This window comes from Comamonas jiangduensis (assembly GCF_030162955.1).
GTDB lineage: Bacteria > Pseudomonadota > Gammaproteobacteria > Burkholderiales > Burkholderiaceae_C > Comamonas > Comamonas jiangduensis.
Genome location: NZ_JARXOV010000017.1, coordinates 68,405 through 87,288, shown reverse-complemented (window position 1 = coordinate 87,288; position 18,884 = coordinate 68,405). Strand labels below are relative to the sequence as shown.

Below are 18,884 nucleotides of genomic sequence, written 5' to 3'. Positions count from 1 at the left end.
GCAGCCAGTGCAGCCACCCAAGTCAACGCAGTGCGCAGCAAGGCGCGCAGCGGGGAAAGGGGTTTGTGGCTCATACAGCACCTGCCTTGCGGGCGCTGATGCCGCCCAGGTCATGCTGCAGGTGTTCCATGGCGCGGCAGATGGCATCGCACACGCTGGTGGCCAGCACGGTGATGCGGTTGGGGCCTTGGGTGACGGTGTAGGGGGTCAGCATGTGGCCACCTTTAGGCGTTTGAGTGTTTGCTGCAGGTTGAGCTCGCTGATCTCATCCGCAAGCGCTATTGCCTTGGGGCTGCAGTAGTGCAGCAATGCACCGCACTGCATGACTTGCCGCATATGGCTTTCTGCCAAGCGCTTCAGTTCCCAATAGCCACACCACAGGGCATCGCGGTAATCACTGTTTTTGAGAGTGCGATGCTTGCCCAGCAGTAGCTGTGCTTTGTCATGCTCTTCGGCGGCGCTTGCCAAATAGACACTTGCACGGGCTGCTGCCGGCGCATCTGCGGGTGTGCACACGTGTGCACTGAGGGGAACTCTCCAAGCTGTCGTCATAACCACCACTCCTAAAGCTAGAGCTATTAGCGCCCGCTGTGCCTGCGTTAGCTGGCAATTTGGGCAACAAAAAACCCGCCGGGTTAGGGCGGGTTCTTCAAGAGAGTGGTGTGATGTGCGGGCTATTTAATGGCCGCAAAGCCGTCAGTGCCTATGGGCTTGAAATAGCCTTTAATACAGTTGGGGTTGCGCACGCAAATTTGAATGTGCGTGTGGCTTCTGAAGCCGCCCCCTGGGTAGACTGGCTTGCCTTCTAAGAAGGCGCCTCTTACAGAGTCGTACTCTTCAAGGTTTTCTTCTTTTCTCAATTCATGCAGGGTATTGACTACCGAGCAATCAAGGGCTCTTCCAAGTTTGTCGGGGGTGTGACCGACGTTCTTGGGCATTTTCATTCCTGTCAGTCTATGCAACTTTTTTAGTGTCTTGTGTGCACTTACAAGTTGCGCAGCGGAAGTGCGATCAAACAGGTCTAAGCAGTGCTTGAGGTCGATGATCGCCCCAAGCACGAAAGGTTTTTTGATTTTGCCTTCCGCCTGTCGTGCCAGTGACCATTCCCAGGCGCGAGCCACATTGCCTTCCCAGAAGTAGATGCCGTGGCCTAACCAGTCGTACTTTTTCTCAGATGGCTTTAAGTGCTCTTCAGGGCCACACAGAATGCGCATCCCTACATCTTCATCGCAGCCATGAAAGCCGAGGATGAAACTTGGCTGGTACTCATACAGCGGAGCTGAATGCATTAGGCGTTGCGATAAATCTTGGCTAGGTTGCCAGTGCGATCCATGATGCCTGCACGTTTCAGAAATGCTGTGGCCGCTTCTTTGCTGCTGGTCACTTTGGTGATGGCACGCTCTAAGTCGTCCATCATTTGCTTCTCAGACTCTGTCAAGTAGGTGGCAGGCTTGAGCGTTCGACTCTTAGCTGCAGATACACGTGATCCAGCAGCCTTGTGCTTGCTAGGTGTCGCGGTAGTCATGTTGGGGTCTCTTATCGTGCGGCGCTTGTTTGTGTCTCACAAATAGGTCATCCACTCCACCTGCAGATGCCACTAGTCTGGTGGCTACACATACCAGCTAGTACGTGCATTCTTACTCAAATTTGGTTATGAGTTCAATCTTTAGTTGAATCACCAGATTGCTTTGTAGACCTTGCGATAACGCTTTATCTACTTTCCTCTATTGCTATGTCTGCGCGGATAGTTGTTTGTATCCCACTTGCTCATACATGTAAGTGCTTCGGTGTAAGCAGGGTGTTACATCTGAGGAACTTGAGGATGTGCTGCGGCCTGGCGCTTTGAGTCCAAGCCCGCACATCACACCACTCTCTTGTTAACGATCCGGGCGTGCCCGGTCGATACCGTGGTGCCCAACGCATTGCTGCGATGGGATTTATATTACCCCTGGGTAAGTATTAATGCAATACCTGAGGGTAATTATTTTTCATTCTTCGGTGCCATCAACCCATGGCAGGTGCTCCATCATGCTCACGCTAGCCACTCCCACGCCGCCCACGCCAGCCCCACCACCGCCCAGAAGGCGTACACATAGGGGAGAAAGCGGCGTAGGGGGTGCATCAGCGTCTCCAGTACTTGCGGTGGTGCTTTGATTAAGCAAAGCTGCGCAGCGACCAAGAGCCAAGCACACGCCCTTGAATGTGCAAGCGGTGCGGGACTTCCTTGAGTGGCAACTCTTCAGCCTTGCGCCCATCGTTGCTCTCAATCAGGACGTTGCCCGTGGTCATGGACACGCTCAGGCGCTTCACGCGAATCAGGTCATCCAGTGTCAGGATGTAGATTCCGTCATCCGTGAACTCGTTGGTGGGCTGCACAAACATGATGTCACCGTCTTCAATTACGCCAGTCATGCTGCTGCCCCTTGCAGTGAGAACCTTTAAGGTGCGAGGGTTTGCATGCAAGCGTTGACGGACATAGCTCTCCAGCACATCAATGTGCTGGACAACCTCCTGCGCTGGGTATTTGCCATGTCCTGCTGCAGCCTCGGCCAGCACAGGCAGTCTGGCATAGCCCTCTGCGGGATCGATATCACTAGATAAAGGCGGCGCAACCGGCGGGGCATACGCCGGAGTTGCAGGCAGCACAGCATCATCAAAAAGTGCGTTTTCTCCAATAAAGAAGCTGGGAAACGCTTTGGACAAAGCGGTAGCCGTGTCCTCGCCCATGCGCTTGCCGCCCTTTTTATCCTCGGAGTAAAGCAAGCGCGAAACATAGCTTGGCTCAATGCCAATTTGCTTTGCCACGCTAGCAATAGCGCCACGCCCCATTGAGTCAACAAGGGCGCGCAGAGCTTGGCGCCGTTTTTCAAACTTATCCATTTTTCGATTCCAGCAAAGCATTACCTGTAAGTAAATAACCCTTGGGTATTGCTTTAATGCTTACCCTTGGGTAAGATTTGGGTATGCAAACACTCCTCGACTACTTGAACAGACTTGGTAAGCCAGACCGCGCTTCATTCGTGGAGCGTTGCGGCACCAGCGAAGGCTATCTGCGTAAAGCGATCAGCAAGGGGCAGCAGTTGGGCGAAAAGCTGTGTATTGCCATTGATCGCGAGTCCAGCCGCGCAGTGACCTGCGAAGAGCTGCGCCCTGATGTGGACTGGGGCTACCTGCGCGGATCGGTTCATTCCTTACCCACCACACCGCAGGAGAGCGCGAATGGCTGAGCCATATCGCCTCGGCAGCCCTGCGCGTCTATCTGTCCAACGGCTGAAGTCCCGCAGGCTAACGATAGCTGCTGCCCGCACGAAGGCCCAGATGTTCAGTCGCGGCGTGATGACGAAAGCTGAAGTAGCAGTTGTCGAAAACCGAATGCCGCTCCATTGCGGTACTGGTCGGTAACGGGCATGTCCAGTGTTACTTCCTCCCATGTCTCTGCATTTTTTGCAATGACTTGGCAAAACACATCCTTCGGCACTTCCTGCTGCATGCGAATGAAGGTTGCGAATGCGATCTCCAGCGCGTCTAAGCGGCCTTGGTCGAATGTTTGCTGGTGTGACCGATTGATGTCTTGTTTCATGCCCGCCCTCCCTGGCGTTGGTTGTGTAGGAGCTTCCAGCATAGCCCAGGGTGAGGCGGGCACCAATCCTTCCCCCCATCACCACCCCTCTAACGGTCACGCCGCCGGGGTTGCTGTCTCCCACCTCTTTCATGGTGCTGCGCGTCATAGCCATCGCGTGCAGCTTGCGTGGCAGGTGGTGATGGGCTTTTTCTTGTTGCATGGGGGCAGTGTCTGCCGCCACGGCTTGGGGCGAAAGCCTGAAATTTTCCAGATTCAAGGGGGTTGCCAATGACCTGTTATCTGTCGCCCACGGATTGGCGTGATGTTCTTTACAACGCGGTGCGCAATGCGCCGGGTGGTGTGGCTGCTGCAGCTGCGTTCTTGGCGCAGCGCCGGGGCCGCTCGATGCACACCGAGACTTTGCGCGCCCGCCTGCGCGGTGTAGATGGTGAGTGGGTGAATCTGGAGATTTTGGAGCTGCTGAGCGAGTGGATGCAAGACAGCAAGCACCCCGATGCATTGGCGTGGCTGTCTGCTTTGAACAACCGTTTTGGCCTGGTGGCGTTGGAGTTACCGCCCCCGCCAGCGGGTGGCTGGGCTTGCGAGGCTGCAGCCCTGCGCAAAAAGGCGCTGCAGCTGGGTGTGGAAGGTGGGCACCTGACGCAGTTGGTGATGCGCGCCACCGAGGACGAATCCATTTCAGTGCGTGAGGCCGAGGCGATCACCGCCCAGGCCATGGCCGAGATCGAGCTGCTGTACCGCACGATCCGCAACGCCCAGCGCGCTGCAGGGATGGAGGTGCAGCCATGAGACCCGCAGGCGAAGTTTCTAAGGCGCTGCTGCAGGCGGTGCAAGAGCTCGCAACGCCTGAGCGTGCGCCCATTCTGAAAGAGCTGGCGGCCCATGCCCAGGTGGCTGAAGCCGTGGCACTGCAGACGCTGAAAGATATGAAGCGCTATGGCCGTGTGTGCATTGCCCGCAAGCGCACGGTGCCGTGGTGCACGCGCCCGGTGGCTGAGTGGTGCTTGCCGATTGCAGGCAAGGCTGCTGCGAACGATGCAATGGCTGATGGTGGTTTTGCGGCTTTGGCGCGCGCTTGGGGATAGTTGATGGTGAATGAACACGCAGCCGGTGTTGCGGACGCTGGCGTGGATCTGGTCTTTGTAGTGCGTGCAGGAGGTGCTGTATGACCCAGCGCCGTGAAGAGCTGCCGCCGATTCAATTTAAAGCTTTGGCAGATGCGCTGCTGCCAAGGGCAGAGACGCTGCTGCCCAACTGGCTGCCCGGTGGCCGCCGCAATGGTCATGAGTGGACGTGCGGCAGCCTGGCTGGCGAAGCTGGCAGCAGCTGCTGCGTAAACATGGTGAATGGCAAGTGGGCCGACTTTGCCAGCGGTGAGCAAGGCGCTGACTTGCTGAGCCTGTACGCGGCCATCCACGGCCTGCCTATGCACAAGGCTGCGGTGCAGCTGGCGCGTGAGCAGGGGCTGGAGAGTGTGGCTGGCCTGGTGAAAACCGCTGCAGGTGCCACCGTGGTGCCTGCAGCTAACCCACGGCCCATGCCTGCCCCCAAGCCAGTCCCTGAGAAAGAAGGCTGGGCCACGATGCGCCCAGTGCCGAAGTGGGCACCTCCGCCTACTTTTGTGCATCACTACCGCCAGCCCCAAGATTTGATGCACACGGGTGAGTACCGCGTGGGCGATGATTTGCATGGGTATGTGGTGCGCTTTCGCACCAGCGACGGCGGCAAAGACACGCTGCCCTATACCTTTTGCCAAAGTGCCAAGGACGGTGCCAGCAAGTGGCACTGGAAGCAGTGGGATGAGCCCCGGCCTTTGTTCTTTCCAAACTTTGCCTTGCCTAATGGGCTGACCGTCATTCTGGTAGAGGGTGAAGTCAAGGCTGAGGTGCTGCAGCAGCTGCTGGATGCACACAGCCCCGGCGTGTATTGCGTGTGCAGCTGGCCTGGTGGCAGCAATGCCTGGCAAAAGGCCGATTGGAGCTGGCTGGCGGGCAGCACGGTGCTGCTGTGGCCAGATTGCGATGCCATGCGCGAAAAGCTGACCAAGGCTGAGTTGGCTGAGGTAGGTGCTGATGCTGCAGCCAAAGAGGCGCTGCAGGCAACTAAGCCTTTGTTGCCAGAAGCCAAGCAGCCCGGCATGAAAGCGCAGCTGGGCATTGGCGCGCTGCTGCGTGATACGCATGGCTGCACCGTCAGCCTGCTGCCCATTCCCCAGCCGGGCGAAAAGCCCAGCGGCTGGGACTGCAAGGACGCGATTGTTGACGATGGCTGGACGTTTGATGACGTGCTGGCTTTGTTTGGCCGGGCGCAGCCGTTGTTAGCGGTGCAAGTGGCCGAATCTGCTGCAGAAACTGCGGCCCCTAAAAAAAATTCGCGATCCCCCGTTGGCACAAAAGGGCGTGAAGCCGCTGGTGATGCGTCTGACGGCGACGACGATGACGACGCACCCGCTGGCAAGGATGAGACGCCGCCGCCCAAAGGCACGCCCTGGTGGCTGAAGCCGTATTGGGACAAACAGAAGGCGCGCTGGAACATTAGCCGCAAGACGGTGATTGCCGCCTTGGAAAACGATGAGGCGTTGTACGGTGTGGTGGCCTTCAATGAGCTGACAAACAGCGTGCAGTGCCGCAAGGCCTGGCCGTGGCCACATTCGCGCCCTGGTGAGATCAAGGGGGCCGATGGGCTGCTGCTGGGCAAGTATTTGACGGATTACTACAACCTGCCCAGCGTGAGCCGTGCCGCGTTGGAAGAGGCCGTGCAGACGGTCGCTTACACGGAGCGGTTTCACCCCATTCGTGAGTGGCTGCTGGATTTGAAGTGGGACGAAAAGCCCCGTTTGGATAACTGGCTGATTTATGTGCTGGGCGAAACGCCCGAGTCGTTAAACCCTGCGCTGCGTGAATACCTGCAGCTGGTGGGCCGCTTTTGGGTGCTGGGCATGGTGAACCGGGTGATGGAGCCTGGTTGCAAGTTTGACTATTGCCCGGTGCTGGAAGGTGTGGGCGGTTTGCGCAAGTCCACCCTGGTGGAGGTGCTGTGCGGCAAGGATTACTTCAGCGACACGCCGTTTGACATGAGCCGGGGCAAAGAAGCCCAAGAGCAAGTGCAAGGTATTTGGCTGTATGAGATTGCAGAGCTGAGCGCCATGAGCAAGGCGGACGTGAACGCGGTGAAGGCGTTTATCAGCTCCAAGGTGGACAAGTACCGCCCGGCCTACGGCACGACGGTGGAGAGCTACCCCCGCCAGTGCGTGCTGGTGGGCACGACCAACGATGACCAGTACCTGCGCGACCGCACGGGCAACCGCCGCTTTTGGCCGGTGCCGGTGCGCCACCAGATCAATACGGAGTGGGTGCAAAAGTACCGCGCCCAGCTGCTGGCTGAGGCGTTTGTGCTGTACCAGCAAAGCGTGCCGTACACGCCGACCAAAGAGCAGGAAGACCGCTTGTTTAAGCCCATGCAGGACAGCCGCCTGATTGAGACGGCAGTGGAAAGCCGGTTGCTGGAGCTGCTGACGCGTGATGCACATGGTGTGCAGGCAGTGGCTTCCGGGGTGCATGTGGAGTCGCAGTTTGTGCGCATGGATCAGCTGGTGGTGGAGTTGGGTTCGGACGTGGCCAAGTCTTCGGCTGCGTTGGAAAACCAGATCCGTGGCTGGCTGAAACAGCAGGGCTGGGAGCATGGCAAGAAACAGGTGGCAGGCAAACGGTCAAGCGGGTACTACCGCCCGGCGGTATGGCCACCTGAAGGCGTGGTGGTGGGCCTGGATCAGCTTGACCGCGATAGCGGGGCCATAGATGACAGCGCACCACCCCCAGCACCTTCTGGCCAAGCGCCAGCTGAGACTGATGCGCCGCTGAGCCCTGCTGCTCAGTTCCTTCAAAACCAAGCCGACGATGCGCCGTTTTAAGCCATGACGTTGTGCTTGTTCTTTCAACCCATGTCAGCGCCTGAAACGCGCTGCACTGCCCACACAGGGGGAGGCGTGATTCGCGCCTGTGTGGTGGCCAGGGCGATGGTGCGCCCGGCTTGCGGTGCAGTGGCGGGGATGGGGCTGGCTGCGCCCATGACGTAGCGGCAAGTGTCCATGTGTCCACCCTGTCCGGCGTTTTGCTGGGAGTGTGTGGGTAATGCCAATTCCTGATTTTGTGGAGTTGAAGCCGCTGCATTGCCCAAACGACACGTAACCCCCTGTCCACGTAGGTTGCGGTGCGGGCGTGGGCAGGCAGGCGCACATAGCAGGCACAGGCGCGCGTGCGCGAGCCTTGGGCGCGGCTTCCCGCGATCTCTATATAAAAAGGGTGGACAGTATGGACAGTAGGACACTTCAAAAGCAGCAAGGGGCAGCAGTGAATGAGGGCGATGTGCTGTTGATGATTAAGACGGCCATGCCTCAGACCTATCAAGCCATTCAACGTAAGGCTGGGCAGTTTGGAAATGATGTGTACCGCTTGGTTCGCTTGGGTATTCGCGGCCAGGCCAATTGCTTTTATGCGTGGGAAGGTGGCCGGGTGGTGGGCACGCCCTTTGCCAGCACGCACCCGGTGATGGCGGTGGTGGCACAGGGCTTGGTGCAGTTTGGTTGTGCACACGTGTGCATCATTGCTGAGCCTGCCAAGGCGGAGGGCTAAGGCATGGCACGGCTGGAACACATCAAGCAACGTTTGAATAACTGGGCACTGTGGCGTGCCCGCCGTGATAGCCATGGGCTGGGCTTTGCCACCCGCAACATGCTGGCCAACTGGATGGCAAGTGCTGGGGAGGTGAGCCGGTATGGGCGGGAGTCCACCATTCCTGTGCTGCACCTGGAGGCGGAAGAGATTGAGGATGCGGTGCAAGCCATGAAGCTGGGTGCAGGCCATCTGCATGTGACGGTGATGTGCGTCTACATCAAGGACTTGGGTGTGACGGGCACGGCCCGGCAGATGCGCCGCCAGCCCAGCACTGTGCATGCCCAGCTGGAGCAGGTTGACCGCTGGATTGAGGCGTGGTTGCAAGCCAAGCAGGAAGCCAAGGATGCGCAGCTGCGGCGTGTGTCTGCCAGGTTGTCACAGCGTCCGTAACAGTGCATGGGTGTGCGTGGGAGTTTTCCACCTTGGAGGGTTGCGCTACATTTCAGGCAACTTGCTGTTGGTGTCCGCAACCACCCGCAGTGAGCCAGAAAGCCCCGTCAGTCCACCACTGCACGGGGCTTTTGCATTGGTGGGTTGGTACGGCGCATGCTGCCCACCACCTAAATAGCGAGGCCATGCAATGTGGCCAGCCGGGTCGCAACCGGCACTAATTCAATGAAAGGACACGACTGTGCCATCTGCTGCTCCACGCCCCTGCTCGCATCCGGGCTGCGGCGTCCTGGTGCGCGATGGCACAGGGCGATGTCCCAAGCACCCGAAGCAGTCGTGGGTAAAGAAGCCCACCGCTGCCAAGCGGATCACCGGGCGCAAGCTGCAGCAGCTGCGCAAGGAATTGTTTGAGCGTGAGCCACTGTGCCGCCCTTGCTACAAGGCTGGGCGCGTGACGGTGGGCACGATGCGTGACCACATCGTGCCGCTGGAGGAGGGTGGCACGGATACAGAGGACAACGTGCAGAACATCTGCGCTGATTGTCACGACGAAAAGAGCAAGGCCGAGCGGGCACGTGGTGTGAAGCGTGCCTGGTCGAACTATCGAGGTTGAAGGGCTTACTTCTTAGGTTTGAAAAACTTTAATGTTGAATCAAACATACCTCTGTTAGGGTTTAGTTTTGCATCTGCTGCAGCGGCAGCGGCAGTGAGTGAACCGCCAATAGATGTGGCTAATGCGGCAATTGGTTCCAGTGCTCCGAAGAAAAGAGCTTCAGGAAACTCCGTGTGTAAGAAGAAACAGACGACCCCTAGGGTGATGGTTGCTACACCTATTCGAATGCTCATGATGTAAGCGTCTTCAGGATTAGAGCGCGAATACCTAGGGTATGGAACAAAGCTATATGAGTAGATGATGCTGGCGAAAATGCCAACCACGAACCATAAGTAGACAACAAGGCGTTCGACGGCCTTTGCTGATATTTGATACTTTACGAAGTAGGTACCAACAGAAATGGCTACAAGTATGAGCAGGCTGATTGATATGTAGATCCAGACCTTGTTGTCCTTATCCTTTCTTGTGTCAGATCCTCTCTCTAGAAAAATCATAAAAAAAGCAATCGCTGCTATTGCTATTAAGTCCCCGGCCATGAGCTTTGTCATTTCAGTCTCCAAGGCTGAGGATCGTAACAACGGTGGGTAGGGGGTATCCAAACTTTTGAAACCACCCGCCGGAAACCGAGCGCCCAGTGTCTTTTTTGTGCGCGCAGGTTTTCGAGGGGGGGGTACCCCGAAAGGAATGAAGTTATGGGAACACGTGGCCCAATGCCAAAGCCTTCGGCGCTCAAAGCACTGCAGGGCAATCCCGGAAAACGCACCACCAGCGTGGGCGATGGAGTCAATCCGGTAATTGAAATTCCTAGCGCACCCAGGCATTTGAGTAAGGAAGCTGCCAAGGAATGGAAGCGCATCACGCCGCTGCTCGAAGAGCTGGGCCTGATCTCTGGTCTTGATCGCACGGCACTGGCCCTGTACTGCCAAGCGGTAGGCCGCCTGACTGAGTTGGAGGAAGCATTCAACGGCCAGGTCAAACGCTTGATGACAGACAAGGGGTTCGATTACCCCACGGCTGTATCCGAAGCCAGCCAAAGCACCACCCCCAGCGGCTATGTGCAGCAGTCGGTGATGGTGCAGCTGATTAAAAACCACCGCGAGCAGGTGAACCGTTACCTGCAGCACTTTGGCCTCAGCCCTGCAGCGCGTGGCCGTGTGCAGCCCAGCAACTTTGTGCAACCCACGCTGCCGGGAATTGAACCGCCCAAGCCTGCGGCTGCAGCTGGGTTTGCCCAGTTTGCACCCGGTCTATCGGGGCACCCTCTTCAGTAATTTGCTATGACTCATCGCTACGTTGAAGCCGCCCAGCGTTATATGAACGCCGTGGCCAGCGGAGCTGTACCCGCCTGCAAGTGGACAAAGCTGGCAGTTGAGCGCCAGCAGCAAGACCTGCTGCGGCCTCTGTCTGCAGATTGGCCGTATGTGTTTGACGCCGATCGCGCCGAACGCCCCTGCAGTTTCATTGAGCTGCTGCCCCACATCAAGGGCAAGTGGGCGCGTGAAGGCCGCCTGATTGAGCTGGAAGACTGGCAGTGCTTCATTATCACCACCGTCTTTGGCTGGGTGCATCACGCCACGCGGCTGCGCCGGTTCAAAGAAGGCTATGTGGAGGTGCCGCGTAAAAACGCCAAGTCCACACTGTCCAGCGGTTTGGCGCTGTACATGCTCAGCGCAGACGGTGAGCAAGGCGCGGAAATCTACAGCGCGGCCACCACGCGTGACCAGGCACGCATTGTGTTTGATGACAGCAAGGCCATGGCCGATCGCACGCCGGGCTTGCGCACCCACCTGGGGGTGGTAGTGCTGCAGCACAGCATCACCGTGGCGGCCACGTCCAGCAAGTACACACCGCTGGCCTCAGAAGGCAGCACGCTGGATGGATTGAACGTGCACTTTGCCGTCATTGATGAGCTGCACGCCCACAAGACCCGCGCCGTGTATGACGTGATTGACACTGCCCGTGGCGCACGTGAGCAGTCACTGCTGTGGAACATTACCACTGCAGGCACTGATCGCAGCGGCATCTGCTATGAGCGCCGCACCCACAGCACCAAGGTGCTGGAACGTGTGATTGAAGACCCCGCCATCTTCGGCATCATCTACACCATTGATGATGCTGACGACCCATTCAAGCCTGAGAGCTGGGCCAAGGCCAACCCCAACTGGGGCAAATCGGTGCTGGAAGATGACATGGTGGCCGCTGCCCGCAAGGCGGAAGCGATGCCCAGTGCGCTGGCCAACTTTCTGACCAAGCGCCTGAACGTCTGGGTCAACGGAGAAAGTGCATGGATGGACATGCGCGCTTGGGAGCGCTGTGCCAAACCCGGCCTCTCATTGGCCGATGTGCCACGCGACACCCCTGTGTGGATGGGCTTGGACTTGGCGCAAAAGCGCGACTTTGCGGCCCTGGTGTCTGTATTCCAGATGGATGGCGTGTGGCATGTGTGCACACGTCTGTACTTGAATGAGCTGGCTGTGCAGGAAAGCGGCAACGCCCACCTGAGCGGCTGGGCGCGGCAAGACTATGTTCAGGTCACTGACGGCGACATCACCGACTTTGACGTGGTGGCCGAAGACCTGCGCGCCATCTGCCGTGACCACAACGTGCAAGAAATTGCCTTTGACCCGGCGCTGTCCATGTACTTCGCCACCAAGCTGATCGAAGAGGGCCTGCCACTGGTGGAAATCACCCAGCGTGCCCTGTTCTTTACCCCGCCACTGATCCAGGTGGAAAACCTTGTGCACGAGCACAAGCTCAAACACGATGCCAACCCCGTCATGAGCTGGATGGTCAGCAACCTGGTGGTCAAGGTCTCAAAGTTCAATGAGCTGCGAGCCCCTACCAAAGAGCGCCCAGAGAACAAGATTGATGGCCCGATTGCCATGCTGATGGCGCTGGGTCGGGCTATGGCAGTGCAAGAGCCTGAGGATGTGATCCGCAGCGACTTCACCTTTTTGTGAGACTTTATGACCCCCAAAATCTTCAACATCTGCCTTTTGCTGGGTTGGCTGCTCATCGTGGCTGGCGTGGCAGGGCTGCACTCGCTGGCCTTGGCTGCGGTGGTCGGTGGTGTGCTGGTTTTGGGGTTGACCGTGTTCTTGGCGCTGCGTGTGGGGGTTCGCCCTCCCGCAAGGCCGTTAGCTCACAAGGAGGGCGCAGATGTTTCTCAGTAGTGCCAGCCTGCAGCCGCAAGCCAATTCCAGCATCCCGGAGACCAGTGATTTTTGGTTCCAGCCTCTGCAGCAAGGCATGTCTACCCGCTCTGGTGCTGTGGTGACGCCTAGCACGGCCATGCGACTGGCCACCGTATACAAGTGCATCAAGGCCATCAGCGAGACTATCGCAGTGCTGCCTGTGCATGTACACCAAGATACTGCCGAAGGCCGTGACCGTGTCAATGATCACCCCTTGGCACGCATGCTTTCACGCAGCCCTAACCAGTGGCAAACGCCTATGCAGTTCCGCCAGATGGTGGAGGCACACCGCAGCTTGCGGGGCAACGGCTACGCACGGATTTATTGGGCAGACAGTGGACAGCCTGAGATGGTGGTGCCCCTGCATCCTGACCGCGTTACCCCTGAGGTGGGGGCGGACGGACTGCCACGTTACCAAGTCAAAAGTCTCAATGGATCACGCACTGAGACCTTGTTGCAAGGTGAAATGCTGCACCTGACGGGCCTCACGCTGGACGGCTTTGTGGGGCTGAGCCCGATTGAAGCGGAGCGCGAATCCTTAGGGGCGGCTATGGCTGCACGTGACTATGGCAGCCGGTTTTGGAACAACGACGCCCGCCCGCCGTTTTGGGTCGAGGTACCCAGCAAGTTTGAAGACAACGCAGCACGTGCCAACTTCCGCAGTGAGTGGCAGGTGCAGTATGGCGGTGCCAATCAGCACAAGCCTGCGGTGCTGGATCGTGGCATGAAGATCCACGAGTTGGGCCTAAAAAACTCCGATGCCCAGTGGTTGGATTTTCGCAAGTACTCCGATGTAGATATCTGCGGTCTGTGGCGTGTACCGCCTCACAAGGTTGGCATCTTGGGTGATACCAAGTACGCCACGATTGAGCACCAAAACATTGACTGGGTCAGCGATTGCATCTTGCCGCTGGCTGTTGGCTGGGAACAAGTGCTGTGGCGTGACCTGGTGATTGATGAATCGCACACCATCACTTTGGTGCTGGAGCAGTTGCTGCGCGGCGACTTCAAGAGCCGCATGGACGGCTACAAGAGCGCGATTGAATCTGGCGTGTTGACACCGAACGAGGCACGTCGCAAGGAAAACAACCCACCGTTGAAGGGCGGTGATTCGCTACGCATCCCTGCCAACATGGCGGTGATTGATGCTGATGGTGTGCCCGTGCTGCCCAGCAAAAAGGAAAATTAAATGTCTCTACTACTCGCAGAGTTCTACAACAGCCCTTGGGTGCTGGAGGCTACGGTGCACGCCAAGATGGCAGATGTGCTGGAGCGCTGGGCTATGGGCGTCAAGCTGGGGCCAGAGCAAATTCAGTTGGCAGTGGGCAATGCTCCGGAGGTTGCAGCCCGCCGCCAGTCACAAACTGCTGCGCAGTCTGGCGGTGGCACCATGGTGCTGCCGGTGCATGGCGTACTCACCAATCGTGCCCATGCCAAGGCAGCCAGCACCGTGATGACCAGTGCCGAAGAGTTGGGCGCTGATATCCGCGCTGCCATGCGCAACCCCGATGTGGGCCGCATTGTGCTGGACGTGGACAGCCCTGGCGGCAGCGCCTTTGGTGTGCAAGAGGTGGGCGATGCCATTTATGAAGCGCGGCAAGCCAAGCCTGTGATTGCTGTGGTCAACGCCACTGCAGCCAGTGGGGGCTACTGGATTGCCTCGCAGGCCACAGAAGTGGTGCTCACGCCCAGCGGCATGGTGGGCAGCATCGGCGCTTACATGGCGCACGTGGACCGCTCAGCCCAGTATGAAAAGGAAGGCCAAAAGGTCACCTACGTGTACGCGGGCAAGCACAAGGTGGAAGGTAACGACACCGGCCCCATGAGCGATGAAACACTGGCCTACGTGCAGACCTTGGCTGACCAGTGCTACGCCAGCTTTGTGCAGGCCGTGGCCCGTGGTCGCGGTGTGACAGCAGCCGTGGCTGGTGGCGAAAGCTTCGGCCAAGGCCGCATGGTCATGGCGGATGCAGCGCTCAAGGCTGGCATGGTGGATCGTCTGGGCACCTTGTCTCAAGTGTTGGCAGAGGGCTGGAAGCCAATGCCCAATCAGCCATCGTCTGACCGCCGTGTAGCCAGTGCGCAGCAGCGTTTGCGTGTGCTGCAACTAGGCGATGTGCCTGGTTAACGTCACCAACCCGCAGCCTGACAGAACTGCGCCCAGCCCCCGCCTTGCCGCTGGGGCTTTTTTGTTTCTGTCGCCATCCAAGCGCCCGCCTTCAGGTGGGCATTTTTGTTTGTCACTCTTGAAGGTAAATCTATGAAGCGCATGAATCGCTTGTTCGTAGGCGTGCTGGCCTTGGCCGCCGTCGGTATCGCTGCTGCGGCAGCAATGGCTCCTGTCGATGCGCAGGTCGCCACCAGTCTGATGGCGCAGATGCTGCCAGCATCGGACTATGGCAGTGTGGCCAATGCCCTGATGGGTATGGCTGCCATGGGCTCCATCAAGCAACTCAACGCCCTGAAGGCGGCGCGTGGCACGGCCATGACGGAGATGCAGGCTTTGCTGGCTGCGGCAGAAGGGCGTGCGGATGGCATGATGACCGATGCAGAGCGTCAGCAGTTCGATGAACTAGAAGCCAAGATCAAAGGCTTTGACGGTGATATCAACCGCGTGCAGACCGCTTTGGATTCGCAGCGTGCAGGCTCTAGCGTCAAGGTGGCAGACACCACCGACGTGCAAGTCACCGACAACGTGGCCAACGACCCCAAGGGTGGTTTCAAGACCTTTGGTGAATACGCCACCGCAGTGCGCAATGCAGCAGTGAATGCAGGTAATGGTTACCAAATCACTGATCAGCGTATCTTGGTGCTCAACGCTGGCCCCACCAACATGGCTAGTGAGGGTAATGGTGATTCGTTGGGTATCTTGATCCCACCGGAATTTAGCCAAGCCATCTTCACTGCTAGCACCGATGAGCTGGACAACCTGCTGCCCCTGACAGATAACATCCCCGTGGAAGGCAATAGCATGACCTTCCCCAAGGACGAGTCCACGCCATGGGGGCAAAGCGGTATCAAGGCTTTCTGGCAAAACGAAGGCGGCAAGGATCGTGACAGCAAGCCAACTTTAGACCCAGCCACGCTGCGCTTGAACAAGCTGACGGCTTTGGTGCCAGTGACCGAAGAGCTGCTGGAAGACTCTTCTGCCGTGGGCGCTTACCTCAACAGCAAAACGCCAGAAGCCATCACCTGGAAGACCAACGAAGCCCTGTGGGGTGGTGACGGTGCTGGCAAGCCTTTGGGCTATACCAAGAGCGGTGTGGTGATTGAGGTGGCCAAAGAAACCGGCCAAGCCGCAGCCACCATCGTGCGCCAAAACATCTCCAAGATGCGCGCCCGCATGACGCCTGCGCAGTACCGCCGTGCCATCTGGATGATCAATGCAGATGCATTGCCTCAGCTTGATGAGCTGGCCTACGGCCAACCAGGCACCAACGCCGCCATCTACAACCCGGAAGGTGGTTATGGCTTTGGCGTACTGCTTGGCCGCCCTGTAATGGTGTCGCCCCACAGCTCTACGCTGGGTGAGAAGTTCGATATCTCGCTGGTGGACTGGAAGAGCTACCGGACCATCACCAAGGCGCGTGGCATTGAAACCGCCACCAGCATGCACCTGTGGTTTGACTTGGGCCTCACCGCGTTCCGCGCCCAGTTCCGTGTAGCAGGCCAGTCTGCACTGACCAAGCCCATCACCCCCAACAACGGCAGCAATACGCAGTCGCCTTTCGTCACATTGGCCACCCGCGCCTGAGGCGCTCAAGGGTGAGTACGGCGGCGGGCTTCATGCAGCCCGCTGCTGCGCTAATGGTTTTGCATTCAATTATTTAAGGGATACCTATGATCTCGACCAACGCAAAGCTGGCCCAGCTGCTGGCTGTTGTGGCTGCGCTGCCTCCTGCAGCCACAGCCAACACCGAGCGCTTCACTGGCGTGGTGAATATGGGCAACTTCCACCAGGCGGTGGCAGTGGTGCAACTGGGTGACATGGCCAGCGAGGTCATCACCGTCAAGGCCTACGCCTGCAAGGCAGATGGTTCTGGCGCCGTGGCACTAACGGGCAACAGCCCTGAAGTATTGGCTGCCAGTGCTGCAGACAATGACAACAAACAGCTCGTGCTGAATGTGCGTGCTGAAGATCTGCTGGAAAGCGGTCTTAGCCACATCAAGTTTGGCGTGGTAACTGGCGGAGCCACTGGAGGCCCCGTGGCTGCAGTTGTGCTGGCCCACCCACGTGCAGGCTGGGGCAAGGACAGCAACGCAGCGTCTGTAGTGGCAGTGGCTGGCTAAGCATGAGCAAGCCAGCCGCTCCCCAGCTGGTGCGCGCCTTGGTGGACTTCTACCAGGGCGGGCAGCTGCTGTACAAGAAAGACAACGTCTACCCGCTGGACGATCGCTTGCAACTTATGAAAGCACGTGGCGATGCACAGGATTACACGCCACCAGCTCCTGCAAAGGCAGCACAGGCGGGTGGCAAGCGTAGCAAAGCCGACGCTGCAACGCTGCCTGCAACACAGACCGCTTCCGATGCTGCAGATGCTTCAAATAGTGGAGCAGGTAGCGCTGATCCTGAAAAGGATTCAGGTTTGAATGTATCTGAAACTTCGAGCGATCAAGTGCAGCAAGCTATTGAAGAAGTAGCAAAAACAGACGACCAACCCGCACAGGCGTGAGCATGACAGACACCACCGACACTGATTTGGAGCCATCCACACCACTGCCGGTGGTGCCTTCTGTAGCACCTGCGATTGCTGATGTGATGCAGCGATTGCGGCTGGATGAAGACCTGCAGCAAGACGCTGAAAACTCTATCCCTGAGGCGGTTGCTGAGTGTGAAAGCATCTTGGAGCGCAAGCTCTACGCCACCGCCCAGGAATTGGCAGATGCCAAAGACCCCAAAGGCTTGGTGATCCAGCCAGATGTTACTGCCGCCATCTTGCTGCTCATTGATGCAACGGTGGGGGCGAACTCTGTGCAAGACGCAGAAACCAAACGCAGCAGGGCGGAAACCATTTTGCTGCGCCGTGCATACCGAGGCGTTTAACTATGTCCAGAGCCAGTTTCCAAAACCTGCGCAACCCACCCAGCCAAAAGCTCAACAAGCGGGTGTGCATCCGCTTGCGGCAAGACATGCCGGTGGGTGCTTCGGGGGTGGATCAGGTTTACACCCAGCCGCGTGAACGCTGGGCGCGCATTCAGCCTGTGGGCACTGCCACCTATACCGAATCGGCACAAACCGACACGGCCATCACCCACCGCATTTGGCTGCGCAAGATTGAAGGCGTGACGGATGCGCACGAAATTGTGCACATCACCAGTGGCAGCTTGTACCGCGTGCAGCGGCTGGCGGATCTGGACGGTGGCAATGACTTCACCATTGTGGAAGTGGAGCAGCTGAAATGACCCTTGCCGCAAGTAACGGCACCTTGGCCGCCCACGTGCATGTGGAAGGCTTTGAGCGCTTCCACCGTGACAGCTTCAACAAGCGCCAAGTGCGCTATGCCATGCGCAAAGCAGGGCGCCGCGTTGAAAGCCGCGCCAAGCTGAATTTGGCCTTGGCGGGCTCTGGCAGCAACTACCCGCGCAAGCTGCGCGGCGTGCTGCGCGACTCGATCAAGACGCGGGTCAGCCGCAGCGGCTTTCTCGTCAAGATCATGCCGGACAAGACCGCTGGCATGGCGGAGTACTACCCGGCCTATTTGCACTACGGTGTCACAAGTGAAGCTTGGCGATCAGGTCGAAAGCCCAAGGGTGATGGAAAAAGACAAACCTTTGGACGAAGCAATTGGCATGTGAAGCCCCGAAATAACTATGTAGCAGATGCTCTTCAGGATGAGGCTGCAGGTGTTAGAGCGGACTTAAGCCAAGGCTTTCACCGTGCACTGGGTTAGGATTACTTTGGAGATAACCAAAGGAGACCTATGCAAAAGATGTTGGCCTGGCTGAGCTTAAGTTCGGCCATTGTGCTGAGCCCAGCGTGGGCAGGCAAACTTTCTCAGACGCCGAAATTCCTTCAGTCTGGGGTTGTGAAATACAGCAAAAAAATACCTCAGTGCGCTTCAGTTAAAAGCACCGTGGTGCAAGGAGTTTGGCAGCGACTGGACTACGGCGTTGGCAAGATAGAAGTTAACTATAAGGTCACCGAGGCAGGGCTTGAATCCGTTACGTTGAACGCGCCTAATAGCCCAAAAGACAGCGGTCAACTTCAAGCCATGATGTGTGCGACGGCTGCTCTGATGCAGTCAATGCAGCCTGACTATGAGAGCCAGGAGAGTGCGCTATCGAATGCGGCTCATCTTTGGAAGAGTAGTGCCAAGGCGCCTTTTACGATGGCTTTTTATTTTGACCAGATGACCGCGCAACATGTTCCGTTTCAGCTTAAGGCTTGGAATAAGTAGTTTCGTTCGGTGACCCAATTTTTTGAAACCGCC

The 18,884-nt window shown here is 58.0% G+C and carries 26 protein-coding genes; 19 read left to right on the top strand and 7 right to left on the bottom strand.

Annotation, left to right across the window (positions count from 1 at the left end):
• Positions 1-70 precede the first annotated feature (70 nt).
• The 4 genes from QEP12_RS13560 to QEP12_RS13545 form a co-directional block, all read right to left on the bottom strand.
• The gene (locus tag QEP12_RS13560) at positions 71-214 is read right to left on the bottom strand and encodes a hypothetical protein (protein ID WP_174862668.1); all 144 of its coding nucleotides are present in this window, start codon (positions 212-214) and stop codon (positions 71-73) included.
• A gap of 460 nt (positions 215-674) precedes the next feature.
• Positions 675-1,289, bottom strand: a complete 615-nt coding sequence (locus tag QEP12_RS13555) for a hypothetical protein (protein WP_174862667.1) — start codon at positions 1,287-1,289, stop codon at positions 675-677.
• Positions 1,289-1,525: a hypothetical protein gene (locus tag QEP12_RS13550; RefSeq protein WP_174862666.1), complete on the bottom strand. Its 237-nt coding sequence runs from the start codon at positions 1,523-1,525 to the stop codon at positions 1,289-1,291. The genes QEP12_RS13555 and QEP12_RS13550 overlap by 1 nt, the downstream gene beginning before the upstream one ends.
• A gap of 629 nt (positions 1,526-2,154) precedes the next feature.
• The gene (locus QEP12_RS13545; protein WP_284214582.1) at positions 2,155-2,880 is read right to left on the bottom strand and encodes a S24 family peptidase; all 726 of its coding nucleotides are present in this window, start codon (positions 2,878-2,880) and stop codon (positions 2,155-2,157) included.
• A gap of 83 nt (positions 2,881-2,963) precedes the next feature.
• On the opposite strand from QEP12_RS13545, the gene QEP12_RS13540 reads away from it, so the two are divergent.
• Positions 2,964-3,227, top strand: coding sequence for a transcriptional regulator (locus QEP12_RS13540; protein ID WP_174862664.1), 264 nt, complete (start codon positions 2,964-2,966; stop codon positions 3,225-3,227).
• 95 nt (positions 3,228-3,322) lie between these two features.
• On the opposite strand, the gene QEP12_RS13535 is transcribed toward QEP12_RS13540, so the two are convergent.
• Entirely contained in the window at positions 3,323-3,580 is a 258-nt protein-coding gene (locus QEP12_RS13535; protein ID WP_174862663.1) for a hypothetical protein, read from the bottom strand.
• 270 nt (positions 3,581-3,850) lie between these two features.
• Here QEP12_RS13535 and QEP12_RS13530 point away from each other — a divergent pair, with 270 nt between their 5' ends.
• The 3 genes from QEP12_RS13530 to QEP12_RS13520 all read left to right on the top strand — a co-directional run bounded on the left by QEP12_RS13530 (position 3,851) and on the right by QEP12_RS13520 (position 7,493).
• Positions 3,851-4,372, top strand: a complete 522-nt coding sequence (locus QEP12_RS13530; protein ID WP_174862662.1) for a hypothetical protein — start codon at positions 3,851-3,853, stop codon at positions 4,370-4,372.
• Positions 4,369-4,668, top strand: a complete 300-nt coding sequence (locus tag QEP12_RS13525) for a hypothetical protein (RefSeq protein WP_174862661.1) — start codon at positions 4,369-4,371, stop codon at positions 4,666-4,668. The genes QEP12_RS13530 and QEP12_RS13525 overlap by 4 nt, the downstream gene beginning before the upstream one ends.
• Before the next feature lie 80 nt (positions 4,669-4,748).
• Entirely contained in the window at positions 4,749-7,493 is a 2,745-nt protein-coding gene (locus QEP12_RS13520) for a VapE domain-containing protein (protein WP_284214578.1), read from the top strand.
• A gap of 23 nt (positions 7,494-7,516) precedes the next feature.
• Here the strand turns inward: QEP12_RS13520 and QEP12_RS13515 are convergent, their stop codons facing one another.
• Complete coding sequence (locus QEP12_RS13515; protein ID WP_284214577.1) at positions 7,517-7,672, bottom strand: hypothetical protein; 156 nt, start codon at positions 7,670-7,672, stop codon at positions 7,517-7,519.
• A 221-nt stretch (positions 7,673-7,893) separates the two neighbouring features.
• Between QEP12_RS13515 and QEP12_RS13510 the strand changes: the two genes are divergently transcribed.
• The 3 genes from QEP12_RS13510 (at position 7,894) to QEP12_RS13500 (ending at position 9,259) form a co-directional block, all read left to right on the top strand.
• The gene (locus tag QEP12_RS13510) at positions 7,894-8,214 is read left to right on the top strand and encodes a hypothetical protein (protein ID WP_284214576.1); all 321 of its coding nucleotides are present in this window, start codon (positions 7,894-7,896) and stop codon (positions 8,212-8,214) included.
• Positions 8,215-8,217: 3 nt separating this feature from the next.
• Entirely contained in the window at positions 8,218-8,646 is a 429-nt protein-coding gene (locus tag QEP12_RS13505; protein WP_284214575.1) for a hypothetical protein, read from the top strand.
• A 241-nt stretch (positions 8,647-8,887) separates the two neighbouring features.
• Positions 8,888-9,259, top strand: a complete 372-nt coding sequence (locus QEP12_RS13500; RefSeq protein WP_284214574.1) for an HNH endonuclease — start codon at positions 8,888-8,890, stop codon at positions 9,257-9,259.
• Between the two features lie 5 nt (positions 9,260-9,264).
• Here QEP12_RS13500 and QEP12_RS13495 read toward each other — a convergent pair whose 3' ends face one another.
• A complete protein-coding gene (locus tag QEP12_RS13495; RefSeq protein WP_284214573.1) occupies positions 9,265-9,807 on the bottom strand; it encodes a hypothetical protein in 543 nt (180 codons plus the stop codon).
• Positions 9,808-9,969: 162 nt separating this feature from the next.
• Here QEP12_RS13495 and QEP12_RS13490 point away from each other — a divergent pair, with 162 nt between their 5' ends.
• The 12 genes from QEP12_RS13490 (at position 9,970) to QEP12_RS13435 (ending at position 18,851) form a co-directional block, all read left to right on the top strand.
• Positions 9,970-10,530, top strand: a complete 561-nt coding sequence (locus QEP12_RS13490) for a phage terminase small subunit P27 family (protein ID WP_284214572.1) — start codon at positions 9,970-9,972, stop codon at positions 10,528-10,530.
• 6 nt (positions 10,531-10,536) lie between these two features.
• Positions 10,537-12,219: a terminase large subunit gene (locus QEP12_RS13485; RefSeq protein WP_284214571.1), complete on the top strand. Its 1,683-nt coding sequence runs from the start codon at positions 10,537-10,539 to the stop codon at positions 12,217-12,219.
• A gap of 6 nt (positions 12,220-12,225) precedes the next feature.
• Positions 12,226-12,432, top strand: coding sequence for a hypothetical protein (locus QEP12_RS13480; RefSeq protein WP_284214570.1), 207 nt, complete (start codon positions 12,226-12,228; stop codon positions 12,430-12,432).
• A complete protein-coding gene (locus tag QEP12_RS13475; protein WP_284214569.1) occupies positions 12,419-13,642 on the top strand; it encodes a phage portal protein in 1,224 nt (407 codons plus the stop codon). Before QEP12_RS13480 ends, QEP12_RS13475 begins: the two co-directional genes overlap by 14 nt.
• Entirely contained in the window at positions 13,643-14,581 is a 939-nt protein-coding gene (locus QEP12_RS13470; protein WP_284214568.1) for a S49 family peptidase, read from the top strand.
• Between the two features lie 132 nt (positions 14,582-14,713).
• Positions 14,714-16,207: a phage major capsid protein gene (locus QEP12_RS13465; protein ID WP_284214567.1), complete on the top strand. Its 1,494-nt coding sequence runs from the start codon at positions 14,714-14,716 to the stop codon at positions 16,205-16,207.
• 86 nt (positions 16,208-16,293) lie between these two features.
• The gene (locus QEP12_RS13460; protein WP_284214566.1) at positions 16,294-16,743 is read left to right on the top strand and encodes a hypothetical protein; all 450 of its coding nucleotides are present in this window, start codon (positions 16,294-16,296) and stop codon (positions 16,741-16,743) included.
• Between the two features lie 38 nt (positions 16,744-16,781).
• A complete protein-coding gene (locus QEP12_RS13455) occupies positions 16,782-17,126 on the top strand; it encodes a hypothetical protein (protein ID WP_284214565.1) in 345 nt (114 codons plus the stop codon).
• Positions 17,127-17,128: 2 nt separating this feature from the next.
• Positions 17,129-17,497, top strand: a complete 369-nt coding sequence (locus QEP12_RS13450; RefSeq protein WP_284214564.1) for a hypothetical protein — start codon at positions 17,129-17,131, stop codon at positions 17,495-17,497.
• Between the two features lie 2 nt (positions 17,498-17,499).
• The gene (locus QEP12_RS13445) at positions 17,500-17,856 is read left to right on the top strand and encodes a phage head closure protein (protein ID WP_284214563.1); all 357 of its coding nucleotides are present in this window, start codon (positions 17,500-17,502) and stop codon (positions 17,854-17,856) included.
• The gene (locus QEP12_RS13440; RefSeq protein WP_284214562.1) at positions 17,853-18,344 is read left to right on the top strand and encodes a hypothetical protein; all 492 of its coding nucleotides are present in this window, start codon (positions 17,853-17,855) and stop codon (positions 18,342-18,344) included. Before QEP12_RS13445 ends, QEP12_RS13440 begins: the two co-directional genes overlap by 4 nt.
• A gap of 30 nt (positions 18,345-18,374) precedes the next feature.
• A complete protein-coding gene (locus QEP12_RS13435) occupies positions 18,375-18,851 on the top strand; it encodes a hypothetical protein (protein WP_284214561.1) in 477 nt (158 codons plus the stop codon).
• Positions 18,852-18,884 lie beyond the last annotated feature (33 nt).